Source organism: Psychrobacter sp. Pi2-52 (assembly GCF_904846705.1).
GTDB lineage: Bacteria > Pseudomonadota > Gammaproteobacteria > Pseudomonadales > Moraxellaceae > Psychrobacter.
In genome coordinates, this window is the sequence record NZ_CAJHBS010000002.1 from 140,471 (window position 1) to 158,445 (window position 17,975).

12 protein-coding genes and 1 pseudogene are annotated in these 17,975 nt (G+C 42.5%); 8 read left to right on the plus strand and 5 right to left on the minus strand.

The features are described from left to right. Nucleotides 1-427: 427 nt before the first annotated feature. A complete protein-coding gene (locus tag JMY00_RS01830; protein ID WP_057758283.1) occupies nucleotides 428-913 on the minus strand; it encodes a peptidylprolyl isomerase in 486 nt (161 codons plus the stop codon). A gap of 324 nt (nucleotides 914-1,237) precedes the next feature. Here JMY00_RS01830 and JMY00_RS01835 point away from each other — a divergent pair, with 324 nt between their 5' ends. After that, the gene (locus JMY00_RS01835) at nucleotides 1,238-3,262 is read left to right on the plus strand and encodes a PDZ domain-containing protein (RefSeq protein ID WP_201578906.1); all 2,025 of its coding nucleotides are present in this window, start codon (nucleotides 1,238-1,240) and stop codon (nucleotides 3,260-3,262) included. A gap of 149 nt (nucleotides 3,263-3,411) precedes the next feature. On the opposite strand, the gene JMY00_RS01840 is transcribed toward JMY00_RS01835, so the two are convergent. Next, nucleotides 3,412-4,266 (minus strand): DUF305 domain-containing protein, encoded by an 855-nt coding sequence (locus JMY00_RS01840; protein ID WP_201578907.1) that lies wholly within the window; start codon nucleotides 4,264-4,266, stop codon nucleotides 3,412-3,414. Between the two features lie 213 nt (nucleotides 4,267-4,479). Further along, the gene (locus tag JMY00_RS01845) at nucleotides 4,480-5,094 is read right to left on the minus strand and encodes a pseudouridine synthase (protein WP_201578908.1); all 615 of its coding nucleotides are present in this window, start codon (nucleotides 5,092-5,094) and stop codon (nucleotides 4,480-4,482) included. Nucleotides 5,095-5,532: 438 nt separating this feature from the next. Between JMY00_RS01845 and icd the strand changes: the two genes are divergently transcribed. After that, nucleotides 5,533-6,792, plus strand: a complete 1,260-nt coding sequence (gene icd, locus JMY00_RS01850) for an NADP-dependent isocitrate dehydrogenase (protein WP_201578909.1) — start codon at nucleotides 5,533-5,535, stop codon at nucleotides 6,790-6,792. A gap of 232 nt (nucleotides 6,793-7,024) precedes the next feature. Here the strand turns inward: icd and JMY00_RS01855 are convergent, their stop codons facing one another. Beyond that, nucleotides 7,025-9,244, minus strand: a complete 2,220-nt coding sequence (locus JMY00_RS01855) for an NADP-dependent isocitrate dehydrogenase (protein WP_201578910.1) — start codon at nucleotides 9,242-9,244, stop codon at nucleotides 7,025-7,027. 607 nt (nucleotides 9,245-9,851) lie between these two features. Between JMY00_RS01855 and JMY00_RS01860 the strand changes: the two genes are divergently transcribed. From JMY00_RS01860 to JMY00_RS01885, 6 genes and pseudogenes are all read left to right on the plus strand, one after another. Continuing rightward, on the plus strand, nucleotides 9,852-11,249 hold the full coding sequence (locus JMY00_RS01860; protein ID WP_201578911.1) for a GNAT family N-acetyltransferase: 1,398 nt from the start codon (nucleotides 9,852-9,854) through the stop codon (nucleotides 11,247-11,249). 99 nt (nucleotides 11,250-11,348) lie between these two features. Then, nucleotides 11,349-11,849: a chorismate lyase gene (locus tag JMY00_RS01865; protein ID WP_201578912.1), complete on the plus strand. Its 501-nt coding sequence runs from the start codon at nucleotides 11,349-11,351 to the stop codon at nucleotides 11,847-11,849. Nucleotides 11,850-12,400: 551 nt separating this feature from the next. Then, nucleotides 12,401-13,657 (plus strand): serine hydroxymethyltransferase, encoded by a 1,257-nt coding sequence (gene glyA, locus JMY00_RS01870; RefSeq protein WP_201578913.1) that lies wholly within the window; start codon nucleotides 12,401-12,403, stop codon nucleotides 13,655-13,657. A 140-nt stretch (nucleotides 13,658-13,797) separates the two neighbouring features. Then, nucleotides 13,798-14,238, plus strand: coding sequence for a transposase family protein (locus tag JMY00_RS01875; protein ID WP_201578914.1), 441 nt, complete (start codon nucleotides 13,798-13,800; stop codon nucleotides 14,236-14,238). A gap of 8 nt (nucleotides 14,239-14,246) precedes the next feature. Next, nucleotides 14,247-14,630: pseudogene (locus tag JMY00_RS01880) on the plus strand (transposase family protein); the annotation flags it as partial. Nucleotides 14,631-14,983: 353 nt separating this feature from the next. Then, nucleotides 14,984-16,519, plus strand: coding sequence for an alanine/glycine:cation symporter family protein (locus tag JMY00_RS01885; protein WP_201578915.1), 1,536 nt, complete (start codon nucleotides 14,984-14,986; stop codon nucleotides 16,517-16,519). Between the two features lie 135 nt (nucleotides 16,520-16,654). On the opposite strand, the gene gltS is transcribed toward JMY00_RS01885, so the two are convergent. Further along, on the minus strand, nucleotides 16,655-17,929 hold the full coding sequence (gltS, locus tag JMY00_RS01890) for a sodium/glutamate symporter (protein ID WP_201578916.1): 1,275 nt from the start codon (nucleotides 17,927-17,929) through the stop codon (nucleotides 16,655-16,657). Between the last annotated feature and the right edge of the window lie 46 nt (nucleotides 17,930-17,975).

Genomic DNA, 17,975 nt, shown 5'->3' on the forward strand with positions numbered 1-17,975 from the left:
GGGTTAATCTGCGACTATAACTGTACGGCACGATTGAACGAAACGGTTCGTTGATACTAGGGATTGGTATCTTAAAGGTCGCACTAGGGATAAGTAGTTTGCTGATTAAGGATGATAAGGCTGGATGCCTGTCAGTTATGAGATGCCCCGGGATTAGGTATCACATAACGCTAACATGGATGGTTGGTAATAAAAGCCGCATGACGCTTGTCGTTATGCGGCTTTGTTACGTCTGGATATTAATAATTTCTATGGCGAATTTTTTAAGTAGATAGTATCCAAGTTGAGCATATTTATATTAATTCGAAACTTACCATGAGATAAGTATAAAAAAAGGCCAGTAACCTTATCGGCTACTGACCTTTTAGATTAGATGATAAATCTAATAATTTATCATCTAACTATTTTCACTATACTCTAGAAGAGATTAGTGCTCAACGCCACCTGCACCATGTACATGGCCATGGTTTAGTTCGTCTTCAGTTGCTGCACGTACTTCTTGGATTTCAACATCAAATGTCAAACGCTTACCAGCCAATGGATGGTTTGCATCAACAGTCACTTCTTGATCGTTTACAGCAGTCACAGTAACTAGCATTACTTGGCCACCAGCTTCTGACTGGAACTGCATACCAGGCTGAATGTCATCAACGCCTTGGAAGTTGTCACGTGGTACGTGCTGTACTGCTTGCTCTTGGTATTCGCCGTAGCCATCAGCAGGTTCAACGACTGCATTAACTTTTTCGCCAGCAGACTTACCTTCTAATTGTGCTTCTAGGCCTGGGATAATGTTGCTGTGACCATGTAGATAAGCAAGTGGCTGACCTTCTGGTGACTGGTCAAGGATATTGCCTTCGTCGTCTTTTAGTGTGTAATTGAATTTGACGGCAGTGTCTTTTGCGATAGTAGTCATAAAATATCCTAAATATATCTATGTAAAAAATTAAATACGGTTGCAATAAACCTAAAAAAGCCAATCTGCAAGCCAAAAGGCCACGTCATTAGTCAATTATCATCAGTTTATTAAAGTAACTTTAGCAGTTAGCATCTTTAATTGAGATGGCCCGCATAACTTTCAAGGCAAAAAACATAAAAAATGCCAATTAATGCCACAATTTACAATAATAACTGCTATTTTCTATAGTTAATGCATAGCTATTGGCTATTCATGGTTTAGGAGTTGCTTTTTTAGAGTAGGACTTCTAGCATAATTATAAAAATAAGGATGAGAGACACGATGACTGCATTTGCCAATACCACTACTAAACAACCAGCGAGCAATGTTTCAACCAATCACGATGCTACTAAGGCTAAAACGATAGCTGATATAAGCTATCAATTTGATTTTGCCCGTTTCTACGAGCATTTGGTCGATGTATCACTGAGTTTTACAGCAGTATCCGATGCGCCGCAGCTTTGGTTACCAGCGTGGATACCAGGCAGTTATCTGATGCGTGAGTTTGCCCGAAACATCACTGCGGTACATTATCAAATAATAGAAGCTCCAACAGCAGATAGTGACAAGCAGCCAAAGACTTATCGCGCGCAAAAAATTGACAAAAACACATGGCAGCTGCCAGCGGTGCAAGCAGGGCAGACGGTCATCGTCGAGTATGAAGTCTATTGCTATGACTTGTCTGTGCGTACGGCCTACGTCGATCAGCAACGACTTTATGGCAATTTCACTTCACTTGCGCTCGCCGTCGAAGGGCAAGAGCAATTACCTGTCCACGTTAGCTTGATTGTGCCTGAGACATTTTTTGCAGACAAAGAAAGTAGCAAAGTACTGTTGGCTTGTGGGTTGGAAGCTACGCACCTGCAAGTTGATCAACAGCAAAAAGGCCGTCAGCAAGCGAACCGTCAGCACATCTATAAGTTACAGGCAGCCAATTATCACGAGCTGATTGATTATCCATTCGAAATCGCAGAACAAGAAAAGTTTGATTTTATTATTCATGATAATGAGCATCAGACGCTACATCATAGCTTTTACCTGTCAGGTAAGCAGAGTGCCAATCTAGGTCGATTGCAGCAGGATATTACTCAGATTTGTCAGACCTACGTAGATTGGTTAGGCGATGCGCCATTTGATGATTATACCTTTATGACCTTTGCCAGCGGTCAAGATTATGGTGGGCTTGAGCATATCAACTCTACTAGCCTTATTACCCCGCGCAATGACTTGCCAAATGCCAATGAACCAAAGTTACCAAGTACAGATTATCAGCGGTTTTTAGGCTTATGCAGTCATGAGTATTTTCATTCATGGTGGGTGAAGACGGTGCGCCCTGATGTCATGATTGATGTTGATTTGCGACGTGAAGCATTTACACCATTACTTTGGGTGTTCGAAGGGTTTACGTCTTATATCGATGATTTTATGTTGCAAGCGTCAGGTGTGATTGATAAAGCCAATTATCTGCGACTGCTAGCCGAGCAAATTAATCGCTACTATCAGACTCCAGGGCGCGGTAATCAAAGCGTAGCAGAGTCGAGCTTTGATGCTTGGATTAAGCTGTATCGTACCGATGAAAATACAGGCAATGCAGGTATAAGCTACTATAATAAAGGCGCATTGGTGGCTTTATGTCTGGATCTAATCTTACTCAAAAATAGCGACGGTCGTTATCGTTTGTTTGATGTGGTCAAAGCTTTTTATACTCAGGCCAAGCAGAACGACAGTAAGCGAATTGGTATCAGTAGTGCTGATATGGGCTCCGTCATTGGGCGGTTTATGCCGCTAGCAGAATGGAAAGATTTTGAACGCCGTTATGTCAACGGGGTAGAAGAGCTGCCAATTGAAGCGTTGCTAATGGCAAACGGTGTCAAAATACAGGCGAATACTAAAGAAACCGCTGACAAGCATGTGCCTTGGGGTATGCGATGTAACGAAACGCCAGCTGGGCTAAAGGTCAATCGTGTGATGCGAGATAGTATTGCGGCTAAAGCTGGTATTTCAGCACATGACGTTATTATCGCGATTGACGGCATCAAAGCGGATACGAAACAACTTACCGTCTTGGTTAATATAGCGCATCCTGTTGAATGCTATTTATTCCGCCGTGATGAGCTAATGTGTGTTCAGGTTCAACCCGAAACGACAACTAAAGTTAAGCCGCGAGATGAGACAACTGGCATGACTGGAGCAGTACCTCCTCATAAAGTAAGCCTACGCTTAGCAAAAGGAGATAAGACTTTAGAGAATGATAATGAGCAATTAAAAGGTGAGGCAGGTTGGGAGACATGGCTCAATGTTATATAAAATACCTTTCCATACGAAAAACCCTTCCATATAAAAAACCCTCTTCCGAGCATTCATGCTTAGAAGAGGGTTTTTTATAATCTATAATATTGTTGATATGCCTAAGCAACCTAAGTGATTAAACAATCAGTGATTGGTGACGTATGAGATTACTGCTCTTTAGCTTTATTATCTGGGCTATCTAGGTTCTTATTATCGGTAGTTTTAGGCTCAATATTTTCATCTACAGAGCTATCGTCATCGTTGCTACTTGCAGCCTCAAGCGCAGCAATCCAGTTTTTCATCACATCAATTTCAGTTTGCTGGTTATCAATGACGTCTTGCGCCAACTGACGCATCTCTTCATCTGTCCCATATTCGAGCTGAACTTTTGCCATATCAACAGCGGCAATATGATGCGGTAGCATGCCGCGGGCAAATGCCATATCAGGCACGGGATCAGACACACCCAAAGTCATTTCGCCATGCATATTTTCCATGCTTTTAGCATATGCTTGCTGCATTGCCACAGTATTTGGCTTAGGTTTGGCAGCATCAGGATGGCTAGCCAGCCACTTGTTTAAGACATCGATTTCAGCTTGCTGTGCCGTGATGACATCTTTAGCAAGTTGGCGCATCGCTTCGTCAGTGCCATACTTGAGTTCTATTTTTGCCATCTCTACCGCGCCGCGATGATGTCCCAGCATGCCTTTAGCAAAAGCAGTATCAGGATCGTTATACCCCATACCAATCATCATCTCGTCATGCATTCTAGTCATTGATCTCGTATAATCTCTGAGCATATCGCTCATTTGAGACTCATCACTGACACTGTTATCGCTATCATTTGTTAGAGTATCATTTGCAATATCGTCATGCTCAGCATGTGGCATATCAGTCACTGGCGGTGAGGTTTCTTCTGCAGGATTTGATTGGCTGTCTTCAGTCGCTGGCTGACAGGCACTCAATACAAGCGCCGCAGAAATGCTAGTGACCAACGAAAGAAAACGATGAGAAGCAATCATGACATATCCCTATTGTGAAAAAACCAAACGATAAATGGATAATACCTATTATACATAATCAATTACGTGCTGAATGTTAGCAGATAAACCTTACCCATTCGAGACACTATGTTTAACAGGTCGTAATATATTAATATTGGAGCTTTATATTAGGGGCTAAATAGCCAAACAGTGTGAATTAATCAACAGTATCTGAACTTAAAACCATCTAAACTAGTTAGAAATACCTAGCTGACGACAGTGTTCGCTAGTTAGATGAACGCGTACAAACTCCCCAACAGCTAACTCACCTAGCTCAAATCCTGCCACTGACCAACGTATCAAACGCAGACAAGGCAGACCGACATGCGCTGTCATACGTCTGACTTGGCGATTTTTACCTTCGTATATTGTCAGCATCAGCCATGAGTCCGGTACGCTTTTACGCTCACGTATTGGCGGATTGCGCTGCCAGAGTACCATCGGTAGTTCTTCTTCACTAACGTGTTTGACCTCGGCAGGTAACGTTTTACCGTCTTTTAAAACCACGCCACGTTTGAGCTTATTGAGTTGCTCAGCAGTAGGAATTCCTTCTACTTGCACTAAGTAAGTTTTACCTTGTTTGCGCCCTGCGTTGGCTTTTGGCGGATGAGTAATTGCTTTATTAACGCGACCATCATCGGTCAAAATCAGCAATCCCTCCGAAGTGGCATCTAGCCTACCAGCAACTCGCAAAGCCTTATCGGTAAAGTATTGCGATAGGGTGGTGTGATCGTTATTACTGTCATCTCTAAACTGACTTTGCACGCCGTAAGGCTTATTGAATAAGATGAGACTAGAAGTAGACATAAAACGGTGTTTCCTAGTTTTTGATGGACAATGAATTATTGTAGCGTATGTTTTGTGATGTAGAGCTAGTATTAAGCGACAAGACTAAAGGCGATATATTTAATGTGCTGTATGCCACATGACCTGCTACAAAAGTAGGACAGCGCTTGTATAGATTTGCTGTTATCCTAAATCCGCACTCTGATAGTGGTATTTATATTTTCAATAGAGAAATATCCACTATCTGTAAGCGATAATCATTATTTGGGTCTTTATTTTAATTTTTTTAGCTTCGAGCTATTTTTCATATCGTTCAAACCAATGTTGCAAGTGTCGTACTCATCAAAGCTTTGCTTAGCCGATAAGCGCCCAAAGCGTTACAACTACAATAAAACGGTTAGCATAACAAAGTGTCTAGTTCGCTTGCGACGTCCAATATACAACCAAGGAGTATCATCGATGTCATATGATAAGGTTATCGTGCCAAGAGACGGCGAAAAAGTGACCGTAAACGCAGATCTCACATTAAATGTTCCCAATCATCCGATTATTCCGTTTGTGGAAGGTGATGGAATCGGTGTAGATATCACGCCTGTCATGATAAAAGTAGTCAATGCTGCAGTTGATAAAGCGTATCACGGCAAGAAGTCTATCATTTGGATGGAGACTTATCTTGGTGAAAAAGCAGCGAAAGTATATGACGGCGACTATTTGCCAAGCGAGACGCTAGAGATTCTAAAAGACTACGTCATTAGTATCAAGGGTCCATTGACCACGCCAGTAGGTGGTGGCTTTAGTTCGTTAAACGTCGCAGTGCGCCAAAACCTTGACTTATACGTATGTCAACGTCCAGTACGTTGGTTCGAAGGCGTGCCAAGTCCAGTACAGCATCCAGAGCTGACGGATATGGTTATCTTTCGTGAAAATACAGAAGATATCTACACGGGTATCGAGTGGAAAGCGGGCAGTGATGATGCCAAAAAAGTTATCAATTTCTTAAGAGATGAGATGGGTGTGACCAGTATTCGCTTCCCTGAAGACTGCGGCATCGGTATCAAGCCTGTCTCAAAAGAAGGCTCTCAGCGCTTGGTACGTAAAGCGATTCAGCATGCCATTGATAATGATTTGCCAAATGTGACGCTAGTGCATAAAGGTAATATCATGAAGTTCACTGAAGGCGCATTTAAGGATTGGGGTTATGAGCTGGCAGCAGAGCGTTTTAGTGCAGAGTTATTAGATGGCGGTCCATGGATGACCATGAAAAATCCAAAAACAGGTAATGATATTATTATTAAAGACGTCATCGCTGATGCGTTTTTGCAGCAGATTTTGATGCGTCCTTCAGATTACTCTGTAGTAGCAACGCTTAACTTAAACGGTGACTATATCTCTGATGCATTGGCGGCTGAAGTAGGCGGGATTGGTATCGCACCTGGTGCAAACAAAGGTGGCGCGATTGCTGTTTATGAAGCGACGCATGGTACTGCGCCCAAGTACGCTGGTCAGAATAAAGTAAACCCAGGTTCACTGATATTGTCAGCTGAGATGATGCTTCGTGATATGGGCTGGACGGAAGCAGCTGATCTTGTTATCAGTGGTATCCAAGGTGCGATTGCCAATAAAACAGTCACGTATGATTTTGAGCGTTTGATGCCAGATGCTACCTTGCTGAGTACTTCGGAGTTTGGTAAGGCGATCATTAAGCATATGGAAGCCTAAGACTACTTAAGCTCTAAGCATTCTACTTTATTACTATGTATGAAAAGCCGCCTGATTATATAGGTGGCTTTTTTATTTCACTCTTTATAAAGATTTTAGAAAACACAAAAAAACACCTCAACGTTCTAAGACGGTTGAGGTGTTTTTTACTAAGACTTAAACTCGCATAATCGCTTCTGGGCATAAAAACCAAAAGCGATTAGGCTGAATGTCTAAGAGCAGTCGCTTAAAATTATAGCGATGCCAATGTCTCGTTAAACAAAGCGCTTGGACGCATTGCTTTCTTAGCCAATTCTTCATCAGCATAGTAGTAGCCTTTAATGTCTACTGGCTTGCCTTGAGCTTGGTTAAGTTCTTTAACGATGGCTTCTTCGTTCTCTTTTAGCTTTTGCGCGAATGGTGTAAATTGCGCTTTTAGCTCGCTATCTTTATCTTGCGCTGCAAGCTCTTCTGCCCAGTACATCGCTAGATAGAAATGGCTACCACGGTTGTCGAGCTCGCCAGTTTTACGTGATGGCGACTTATCGTTCAATAGCAGTTTTTCTGTTGCTGTATCTAGCGTGTCTGCCAAGATTTGAGCTTTAGCATTGTTGTCGTTGTTTGCTAAATGCTCCAACGATACCGTCAATGCCAAGAACTCACCGAGTGAATCCCAACGTAGATGGTTCTCTTCTGTCAGCTGCTCAACGTGCTTCGGTGCAGAACCACCAGCACCTGTTTCAAACAAACCGCCGCCTTTCATTAATGGTACAACTGATAGCATCTTGGCACTGGTACCTAGCTCTAGGATAGGGAACAAGTCAGTTAGGTAATCGCGTAGGATGTTACCGGTCGCAGAGATAGTATCTAGACCACGAGCAACGCGCTCTAGGGTATAACGCATCGCACGAACCTGAGACATAATCTCGATATGTAAGCCAGTAGTGTCATGATCTTTTAGATATGTTCTAACTTTTTTGATTAGCTCGTTCTCATGTGGACGGTAAGGGTCTAACCAGAAGATTACAGGTGTATCTGATTCACGAGCACGGCGTACGGCAAGTTTTACCCAGTCTTGGATAGGCTCATCTTTAACCTGACACATGCGCCAGATATCACCTTTCTCAACACGTTTTTCGAGTAGCACTTCATCAGTATCAATATCGACGATACGTGCAATACCAGCATCGCTAGACTCAAAAGTCTTGTCATGCGAGCCATACTCTTCAGCTTTTTGAGCCATTAGGCCAACGTTAGGAACGGTACCCATGGTTTTTGGATCAAAGTTACCATGCCATTTGCAGAAGTTGATCATTTCTTGGTAAATACGCGCAAAGGTAGACTCTGGCATGACGGCTTTACAGTCATACATTTTGCCATCAGCACCCCACATTTTACCACCTGAACGAATCATCGCTGGCATAGAAGCATCAACGATTACATCACTTGGAGAATGGAAGTTGGTGATACCTTTTGAAGAGTCAACCATGGCCAGACGTGGGCGATGCTCTTGACACGCATGCAAGTCGCGCTCAATCTCTTCACGCTGAGAGGCTGGCAAAGTGGCAATTTTGTCGTACAAGTCAGCCATACCGTTGTTGACGTTGATACCTAGCTCATCAAAGAATGCGCCATGTTTTTCAAAGGCTTCTTTATAGTAGATTCTAACCGCATGACCAAAGACGATAGGATGCGAGACCTTCATCATGGTTGCTTTTACGTGTAATGAGAACAAGATACCAGCTTCGCGGCAATCTTCCATTTCACGCTCATAAAACTCTAATAGTGCTTTTTTGCTCATGACCATCAGGTCGATGACTTCTTTATCAAGCAAAGCAATTTTAGGCTTTAATACTTTTTGAGTACCGTCATCAAGTAACAACTCCATACGTACTGTACGAGCTTTATCTAATGTCATAGATTGCTCGCCATCGTAGAAGTCGCCGCCATGCATGTGTGATACGTGCGTGCTTGACCATTGCTTCCATTCACCCATAGAGTGTGGATGCTTACGTGCATAGTTTTTGACGGCTTTAGGCGCGCGGCGATCTGAGTTACCTTCACGCAGTACTGGGTTCACTGAACTGCCTAAGCTTTTGCCATAGCGCTTGCGTAGCTCTTTTTCTTCGTCAGTTTGTGGATCTTCTGGGAAGTTAGGAATAGCATAGCCTTTGCTCTGTAGCTCTTTGATAGCGGCTTTTAACTGCTGTACAGAAGCACTGATGTTTGGCAGTTTGATGATATTGGTATTTGGGTCTTGAGTCAGACGACCTAGCTCAGCTAAGTTGTCAGGAACACGTTGCTCTTCGGTCAAGTATTCAGGGAATTCAGCCAATATACGCGCTGCAACAGAGATGTCGCTGGTTTCAACTTCAACGCCTGCCGTTTTTGTGAATGCTTCGACAATCGGTAAGAACGACAGAGTCGCTAGCGCTGGGGCTTCGTCAGTTTTTGTATAAATAATTTTTGACATTTTAGTTAGATCTTCCTTTAGGCTGTAGTTAATAATAAAGCTCAAATATAGTGTTGAATATGCGTCAATGATACTATGCAATAATCCATGATATGGTTAGAACAAGTACTTCATATGTAGCTTCTTAGAAATTTTTAAGACAGGTCAGACATTTTCTTTTAATAATATTCATGAAAAAAGCATTTAAAGGCAACACGTTAACGGTCGGTGCAAAATTGCCTAAAAGTGAATCACTGACGCTACATTATAATCAATCCACTATAAATCCGATAGGATGTCAATCGTATACCATGAACTAAGTATACTGTTTTAGCTCGTATCCTATGGTTTCGAATTATACTAAGCTAATAACAACCTTATTCTACCAGTCATCGGCTTCGATATCATCTTTTCCATACAACTACTGTTTATTCATGACGTTTTATATTGATCTCACTGTCCATGAGCGTAGTCGTACAAACCACCCGCGTTATCGTTGGTGGTTTTTTATTAGGTGCGGATAAGTTTTTGCAAATTGTGACAGCAATGACGTAAAAATTTGCTAGTCTAGGTCATCAATAGATTGGTTATCGATAAATATATCGCGATTATAATAGTGACGGTGAATATGAGTTTAGAGTATGCGCTGATTAATGATACCAGCTGGCAGAGCCAAACAGAGTGGCAGACGCCAGATACCCCTTTTATGTCATTCGCTTTTTGGCAAGCGCTGACTGACACCGGAGCCATTGGTGAGCAGGCAGGGTGGCTACCAATATTTATTTTGGTACATCGTGTCACAGGCGCTACTAATAGTGCGGATAGTGAAGATAACACCGATACCTTAGTAGATAGCGCGGCAGAAAATACATTGCAACCTGTGGCTGTCATGCCAGTATTTATAAAAGGTCATCATCGTGGTGAGTTTGTATTTGATCATGCATGGGCAGAAGCTTATGCGCGCTATGGCGTTGATTATTATCCGCGATTGGTCACTAGCGCACCATATACACCGATTACTGGCCAAAGGATTTGGTTGGCAAAAAGTGAAGTATTAAATGAAGATATCCTCAAAACAGCCATCGCAGGCATTGATGATATCGCTCAACAAGTGGGCGCTTCCAGCTGGCATGGGCTGTTTGTGACACCTGAGCTTGCCTCTATCGCCACCACATCTATGCCAACTGAAATTGATGTAGAGCTTGCGATAGCGGCTCAAGAAAGCGGCGTAGAATCAGCTGCTATTGAGATACCGATATTTGAGCGTCAAGGCTGCCAGTTCTTATGGCAAAACAAAGACTTACTTAATGACAGTAAGCCATTTGCAGATTTTGATGCTTTTTTGATGACCTTAAAAGCCAAAAAGCGTAAAACCATTCGGGCTGAGCGCCGTAAAGTTGCCGAGCAGGGCATTAGTTGCCAGCGAAAGTGCGGTGATGCTATTAGCGATGCTGATTGGAAGGCTTTTTATCACTGTTATGTGATGACCTATGCAGTACGCGGACAGCAACCTTATTTGACGATAGACTTTTTTATGGCATTGGCAGCGAGCATGCCTGAGCATATAATGCTTGCGCAAGCACTTGATGCCAGTGGTGAGATTATCGCGAGCAGTTTGTTCTTATATGACAGACCTGATAATGACAAGGCTGATAGCGAGAATGTTAATGGTGACAAGGCTGATGGCGATAATAATGCTACCTTATATGGTCGTTACTGGGGCGCGCTCGGTGAGTATGACAGCTTACATTTTGAGCTATGCTATTACCAAGGTATCGAGTTTGCTATTGAGCAAGGGTTGATGTCTTTTGATCCAGGTACGCAAGGAGAGCATAAGCTGGTACGTGGCTTTATTCCAACGACGACATATTCTATCCACCGTATCTATGATCCGCGTTTTGTACCAGCGATTGGCGATTTTTGTGTCAGAGATCGGATGCATATGGCGCAGTATCGTCAGCAGGCCTTTGAAGCTTTGCCTTTTAATGCTGACAATATGCCTGAATTTGATGGTAGTGCCTCATAGCAGTAATTTATAACGGCAATCAGCTGTGACTCACTCTGCTTCTATTTGCAAACACTTTCTAACTGTTAAACATCCTATAAAAAATACTAGCCATAAACTATGACCAGCAATTCTTTTAGTTCTATCAGCGGCCTACCTCCTACTGAACTCATACCTTGGCTAAATGCTGAAGGTTCTCTCACTGCGATATTAGAAGAGAAGGCAGGGCAGCCGCTGTGCGTAAAACGCAGCTTTGAAGGCTATCGTTCGCTAACTTTAGGTCAAAAAAAGCAGCTGGGTGTACGAGGCATGATGCTAAATCGTCCAATGCTGGCATGGGTACGGGAAGTGCAGCTATATGGCAATGATGAAATGCCATGGGTGCAAGCACAGAGTATCTTTCCTTTAAACAGTTTAAGAGGTCAGTCACGTCGTCTGAAGCATTTGAAGAACACACCTATCGGCTACGTTTTATTTAAGCGTCGCCGTACCTTGCCAAATGAGCGTTTTATCAGTCATACCAGTGACGGTTGGCAACGACAAACGCGTTATGACTGGCATGGTCGCACGCTTATGATTAGTGAAACCTTCTTACCTGCGTTTTTAACTAGCGACCTATAAAAATATTACTAGGTTAACCTTGCTTGAGTTATTTAATATACATCTACACTCGGCTGCCTTGTACTACTTTTAAAGTGAATCGACTATATCTAGCCACGTTTGAAAATATTTTATGCCTAAAACAGCATAAAAGTGCAGGCAAGAGAAAAAATTTAGCGGGTAAATCCTTTATTTTATTGGCTATTTATCTGTGTTATATAGTCATTTAATTCGCTCATCTTAAGGTGAGGTTTTTTTGCGCTCACAGCACAAATTTTCATGTTACACTTAATGTTTCGCGATGATATTGATGCAAATGTACATCGATTTTATTGACGAATCAGTCAAGTTAATAACAGGTCAGTCGCCTGTATTTATTCTTATTTCAATCTTTGCTAATAGACTCCATTCACAATAATGGTCATACCATAAAACAGACTGCAGAAAAACAGCGTGCAGGGGTATTAATAGTACTTCAGCGACGTTGACGCAGTAGTTGTTTTATTGTGGGCAGGCTATAAGCTTCTTTTCAATGACGTTTTTTAATGACAGTCACTACTTAGGACATCACTATGTTTAAAGATATTTCTATCAAAGATTTTGATCCAGTACTTGCTGAAGCGATGGCCGCAGAAAGCGTTCGTCAAGAAAACCACATCGAGCTTATCGCCTCTGAAAATTACTGCTCACAAGCAGTGATGGAAGCGCAAGGTACTGACCTAACCAACAAATACGCAGAAGGCTATCCTGGTAAGCGTTATTATGGTGGTTGTGAGCATGTGGACGTTGTAGAACAATTAGCCATTGACCGTGCTAAAGAGTTGTTCGGTGCAGAGTATGTGAACGTTCAGCCGCATTCTGGTAGCCAAGCAAACTCAGCTGTATTTTTAGCATTGTTAGAGGCAAATGACACAGTATTGGGCATGAGCCTAGATGCTGGTGGTCACTTGACGCACGGCGCCCACATCAACTTCTCAGGTCTGAACTACAATGCCGTACAGTACGGATTGGTAGATGGCACTGGTCTTATTGATTATGACCAAGTAGATGCTCTAGCACGTGAGCACAAGCCTAAAATGATCATCGCGGGTTTCTCAGCATACTCACAAGTAGTCGATTGGCAGCGTTTCCGTGACATCGCGGACGAAGTAGGCGCTTACCTGTTAGTCGATATGGCTCACGTTGCAGGCCTAGTTGCTGGTGGTGTTTATCCAAACCCAGTACCATTCGCTGATGTAGTAACTACTACCACGCACAAAACCCTACGTGGCCCACGCTCAGGTATGATTTTGTCTCGTGATGAAGTATTGGCTAAAAAGCTAAACTCAGCTGTATTCCCAGGCAACCAAGGTGGCCCATTGATGCATGTTATCGCTGCAAAAGCGGTTTGCTTTAAAGAAGCGTTAGAAGATAACTTCAAAACGTATCAGCAGCAAGTAGTGAAAAATGCCCAAGCAATGGCAAAAGTGGTTCAAGAGCGCGGCTATGAAGTCATCTCTGGTGGTACTGAAAACCATCTAATGCTGATCAGCCTCGTTAAGCAAGAAATGACGGGTAAAGAAGCGGACAAATGGCTTGGTGAAGCACACATTACTGTCAACAAAAACGCTGTACCAAATGATCCAAAATCACCATTCGTGACTTCTGGTATCCGTATCGGTACGCCAGCGATTACTACTCGCGGTTTCAACGAAGCACAAGCGGGTGAGTTGGCAGGTTGGATCTGTGACGTACTAGACAGTCGCGGTGATGAAGCGGTTGCTACTGAAGTACGCGCTAAAGTAGAAGCGATTTGTGCAGAATTACCAGTCTATGCTAAAAATCAGTAAACTTTAGAAAGGTAATAAAAAAAACCGCTAAGCTTTTGCTTAGCGGTTTTTTTGTTATTGCTCTCTATGAATATTAGACCTCTTGCAAAAGTAGTTGTAATACACAACGTATATTATTGAACTCTACTTACTTAATAGATATGCCAAACATAGATAAGCTACTCAAACAAAGTGACGCTGGTTTTAAACGCTACACTGGCATTCATAAAGCCACCTTTTATGACATGCTTGAGGCCATGCAAGAGCATGAAGCATCTAAGACCAAATCAGGCAGACCAAGTGTGCTCAGTCTTAAGGAGCAGATACTACTCGCCCTGACTTATTGGCGTGAATACCGCACGCTTTATCATATCAGTATAGACTTTGGTATTCATGAGTCTTCTGCTAGCCGTATCATTCGTAAAGTAGAAGACACACTGATTGACTCTGGCAAGTTTGAATTGCCTAAAAAGCTGCCTAGTCGTGTCGATGAGGACATCAATTGGAGCGTCGTCATTGTCGATGCCACCGAAACCCCAATTGAACGTCCAAAAAAAACCAAAGAAACTACTACAGCGGTAAGAAAAAACAACACACCTTAAAAGCGCAGGTTATCGTCCATTGGCAAACCAGCTTGATACTTGATGTGCAAACCTGCAAAGGGTCAATCCACGATTTTAAGCTCTATAAAGATACTTGTCCTGATTGGCTTCCTGACAATGCTAAATTACTAGCAGATAGTGGTTATCAAGGGTTAGCAAAGCTACATAAGCAAACCTTCACCCCTTTTAAGAAACCTCGTGGTGGTCAGTTATTGGAGATATGCAAACAGGCCAATCACTATCTGGCAAAGTTCCGTATTGTGGTTGAGCACAAAATAGGCTTAATCAAGTTGTTTAAAATCGTGGCTCATAAATATCGCAACCGTCGTCAGCGCTATGATCTTAGAATGAAGCTGTTTGCTGGTATCATTAATTCCGAGCTTAAACTATGACTTTTGCAAGAGGTCTATTATGTCATTTAACGCAAACCTATGTTGATATTGCCATTTAGCCCTTTTAATTATATTTAAGTCTGTTATTTAACCTGAAAATTACTACCAACATTTTTCGATAAATGTAGTGAGCTTGATTGAGTTTCGCTATTAATTTTAAGGAGCTAAGTTGATGTTTAATTAAGAAAAATATGTAAATTTTTTTGTTTATATAAAAGTATTAGTATATAGTCAGTATGGAACATTCAGTAATAATACTAATACAAATTATAATAAATAGTTACACTTTGTATTAGTATCGCTGTAATTGATTAAATAATTATATAAATGTTATTTTCACTAAAAGGATTTACATGAAAAAACAATCTTTAGTCGCAACGATGCTATTACTCAGCACGACTCTTACGCAAGCAGCAGAACAATCAGGTTTAGCAGCATTTGGAGCAGGTCTCGATGGCTTCATGGCCAATATATTTGGCTGGTTCGTCGACCTTGTTTTCTTTTCAGTACCTCTTGGGGATGTCAGCTTCCCGCTCATTGTAGGTTGGTTATTAGTTGCCGCACTCATCTTCACCTTTTACTTTGGATTTATTCAGTTTCGCCAAATAGGCTTGTCTCTAGATATTGTCAGAGGCAAATATACCGATCCAAATCCCGCCAATAAAGAAGAAGGCGAGGTCAGCCATTTTCAAGCCTTAGCTACTGCTCTATCAGGTACCGTTGGTCTTGGTAACATCGCAGGCGTTGGTGCAGCGCTTGCTATTGGTGGACCTGGCGCTACCTTTTGGATGATTATGGTCGGCCTATTCGGTATGGCGACTAAGTTTGTAGAATGTACGCTAGGTGTCAAATACCGTACGGTACTACCATCTGGCGTCGTATCAGGTGGCCCTATGTACTACCTAAGTCGCGGTATGGCTGAACGTGGTATGGGCGGATTAGGTAAGTTTCTGGCTGTTGGTTTTGCACTCATGTGTATATTGGCGACCTTTGGTGCCGGTAACATGTTTCAGGGTAACCAAGCCTTTGCAGTCATGAGCTCTACTTTTAGCATTCCAACGGATTACAGTGTTTTCTTTGGTATTGGCTTAGCGTTTTTAGTCGGTATGGTTATCATTGGTGGTATGCCGCGCATCGCAACCGTTACCGAAAAAGTCGTACCTTTTATGGCTTTGTTATACATTACTATGGCGGTAATCGTATTGATTGCTAACTTTAATCATATCGGTACTGCATTTGGCGAGATTTTCTCGGGTGCCTTCACTGGTGCTGGTGTGGCTGGTGGCTTTATTGGCGCATTGATTCAAGGTTTAAAACGTGCAACTTTCTCTAACGAAGCGGGTGTTGGTTCAGCCGCTATTGCTCACTCAGCAGTAAAAACTAAAGAGCCTGCTACTGAAGGTCTAGTAGCGCTATTAGAGCCTTTTATTGATACGGTTGTTATCTGTACGATGACGGCACTTGTTATTACTATCTCTGGGGTGAATACTGCCGCAAACTTACAAACCCAAGCGCTTACTGGTGTGGATCTAACCCGTGCAGCCTTCATGGAAACGGCGCCTATCTTCCAGTATTTCCTAGCTGTCGCGGTATTGTTGTTTGCTTTCTCAACGATGATTTCATGGTCATATTATGGTCTAAAAGCTTGGACTTACCTCTTTGGTGAAGGTAAAGGCGGCGAGATGATATACAAACTTATCTTCTTAATCTTCGTTGTTATCGGTACCATCGTACAGTTTAGCTTCGTTATCGACTTCTCAGATGCGGCTCTGTTCGCTATGGCTATCTTTAACATCATCGGCCTATACTTCTTGATGCCAATTGTGAAAAGAGAAGTTAATTCTTTCATAGCGCGTGTGAAAAGTGGCGAAATTAAAAAGTATAAATAATAGGTTCGATTGAACACACTATTATAACTTGATAATTAAAAAAGCCCGCCAAGATGAGTCTTGGCGGGCTTTTCGATGGCTAGTATTTGTTATTTGCTAGATGGCTATTAAGTTTTAATCTGTAACAGCATCGGCCTACATAAACGGCAACTTCGTAAAAATCTGCAATATCGTGGCATTAACGATATCAACAAAGAACGCACCAACCATTGGCACAATCAGGAATGCTTTAGGTGAAGGTAAATAGCGATCAGTGACTGCCTGCATATTTGCAATTGCAGTCGGTGTCGCACCCATACCAAAACCACAATGCCCCGCTGATAATACAGCCGCGTCGTAGTCTTTACCCATAATTTTAAAGGTAATGAGGTAAACATAGATAATCATAATGATGGTCTGTACAACCAATATGACTAGTACAGGGCCTGCCAAATCGGTCAATTGCCAAAGTTTTAAAGACAACAATGCCATCGCTAAAAATAGGCTTAAAGACGCATTACCAAATACATCAATTGAGCGGTCAAACATATCAAAATTGAAGACCATCGTCAGTACATTGCGAATAATGACACCGCCTGCCAGTGCCCATACGAACGTCGGTAACTCAAACCATGTACCTTCAGCAACGATGGCCATCACATCGGCAAAAGCCAAAGCACCTGCGAATAGTGCCAAGGTTTCGATAGTAGAGGACGCTGTGATAAAGCGCATGCTATCAGGTCTTTCAAAGATATCTTTATTACTACCTGCAGACTCTTCATCGTGTTTGGTGCTATATAACGACTGTGCACCAGCAACTTTTTCGATATCGCTAGGATCAGGGTTAGCAGGCGTAGGCTTGAGGCCAAGTCGATTGATCAAACGACGAGCCACAGGTCCACCTACGATGCCACCCGCGACCAAACCATAAGTAGCAACCGCGATACCCAATGTAGTCGCACCGACCACACCGTAGTCTTGTTCTAGCGTGATTCCCCAAGCGCCTGCTGTACCATGACCACCCGTTAGAGCGATAGACCCTGTCACTAGACCGAGCAAAGGATCAAGTCCCAATGCACTTGCCATGGCCACACCAACGATGTCCTGCAATACAATAAACACTGAAACGACGATAGTAAAAATCAATAATGGTGTGCCGCCTGCTTTTAGTCTACTAAAATCAGCGCTCAGACCGATGGAGGCAAAGAACATCAACATGGTGGCGGTCTGTAGTCCTTGATGAAAGTTAAAACTATATCCCCAAACCATATTGAGAGCATAGACAACAATCGCCGCGACCAGACCACCAGCAACCGGTTCTGGAATATTAAAGTCTTCTAAAAACTTGACTCTTCGCACCAAAAACCGCCCAAGTAGCAGCACTAAGGTGGCCAATATCAGGGTGTAATAACCGTTTAAGGTAATCTCCATAGGTTAATCCTTTCTATAAAATAAATTAACCTGAATTCGGGATAAA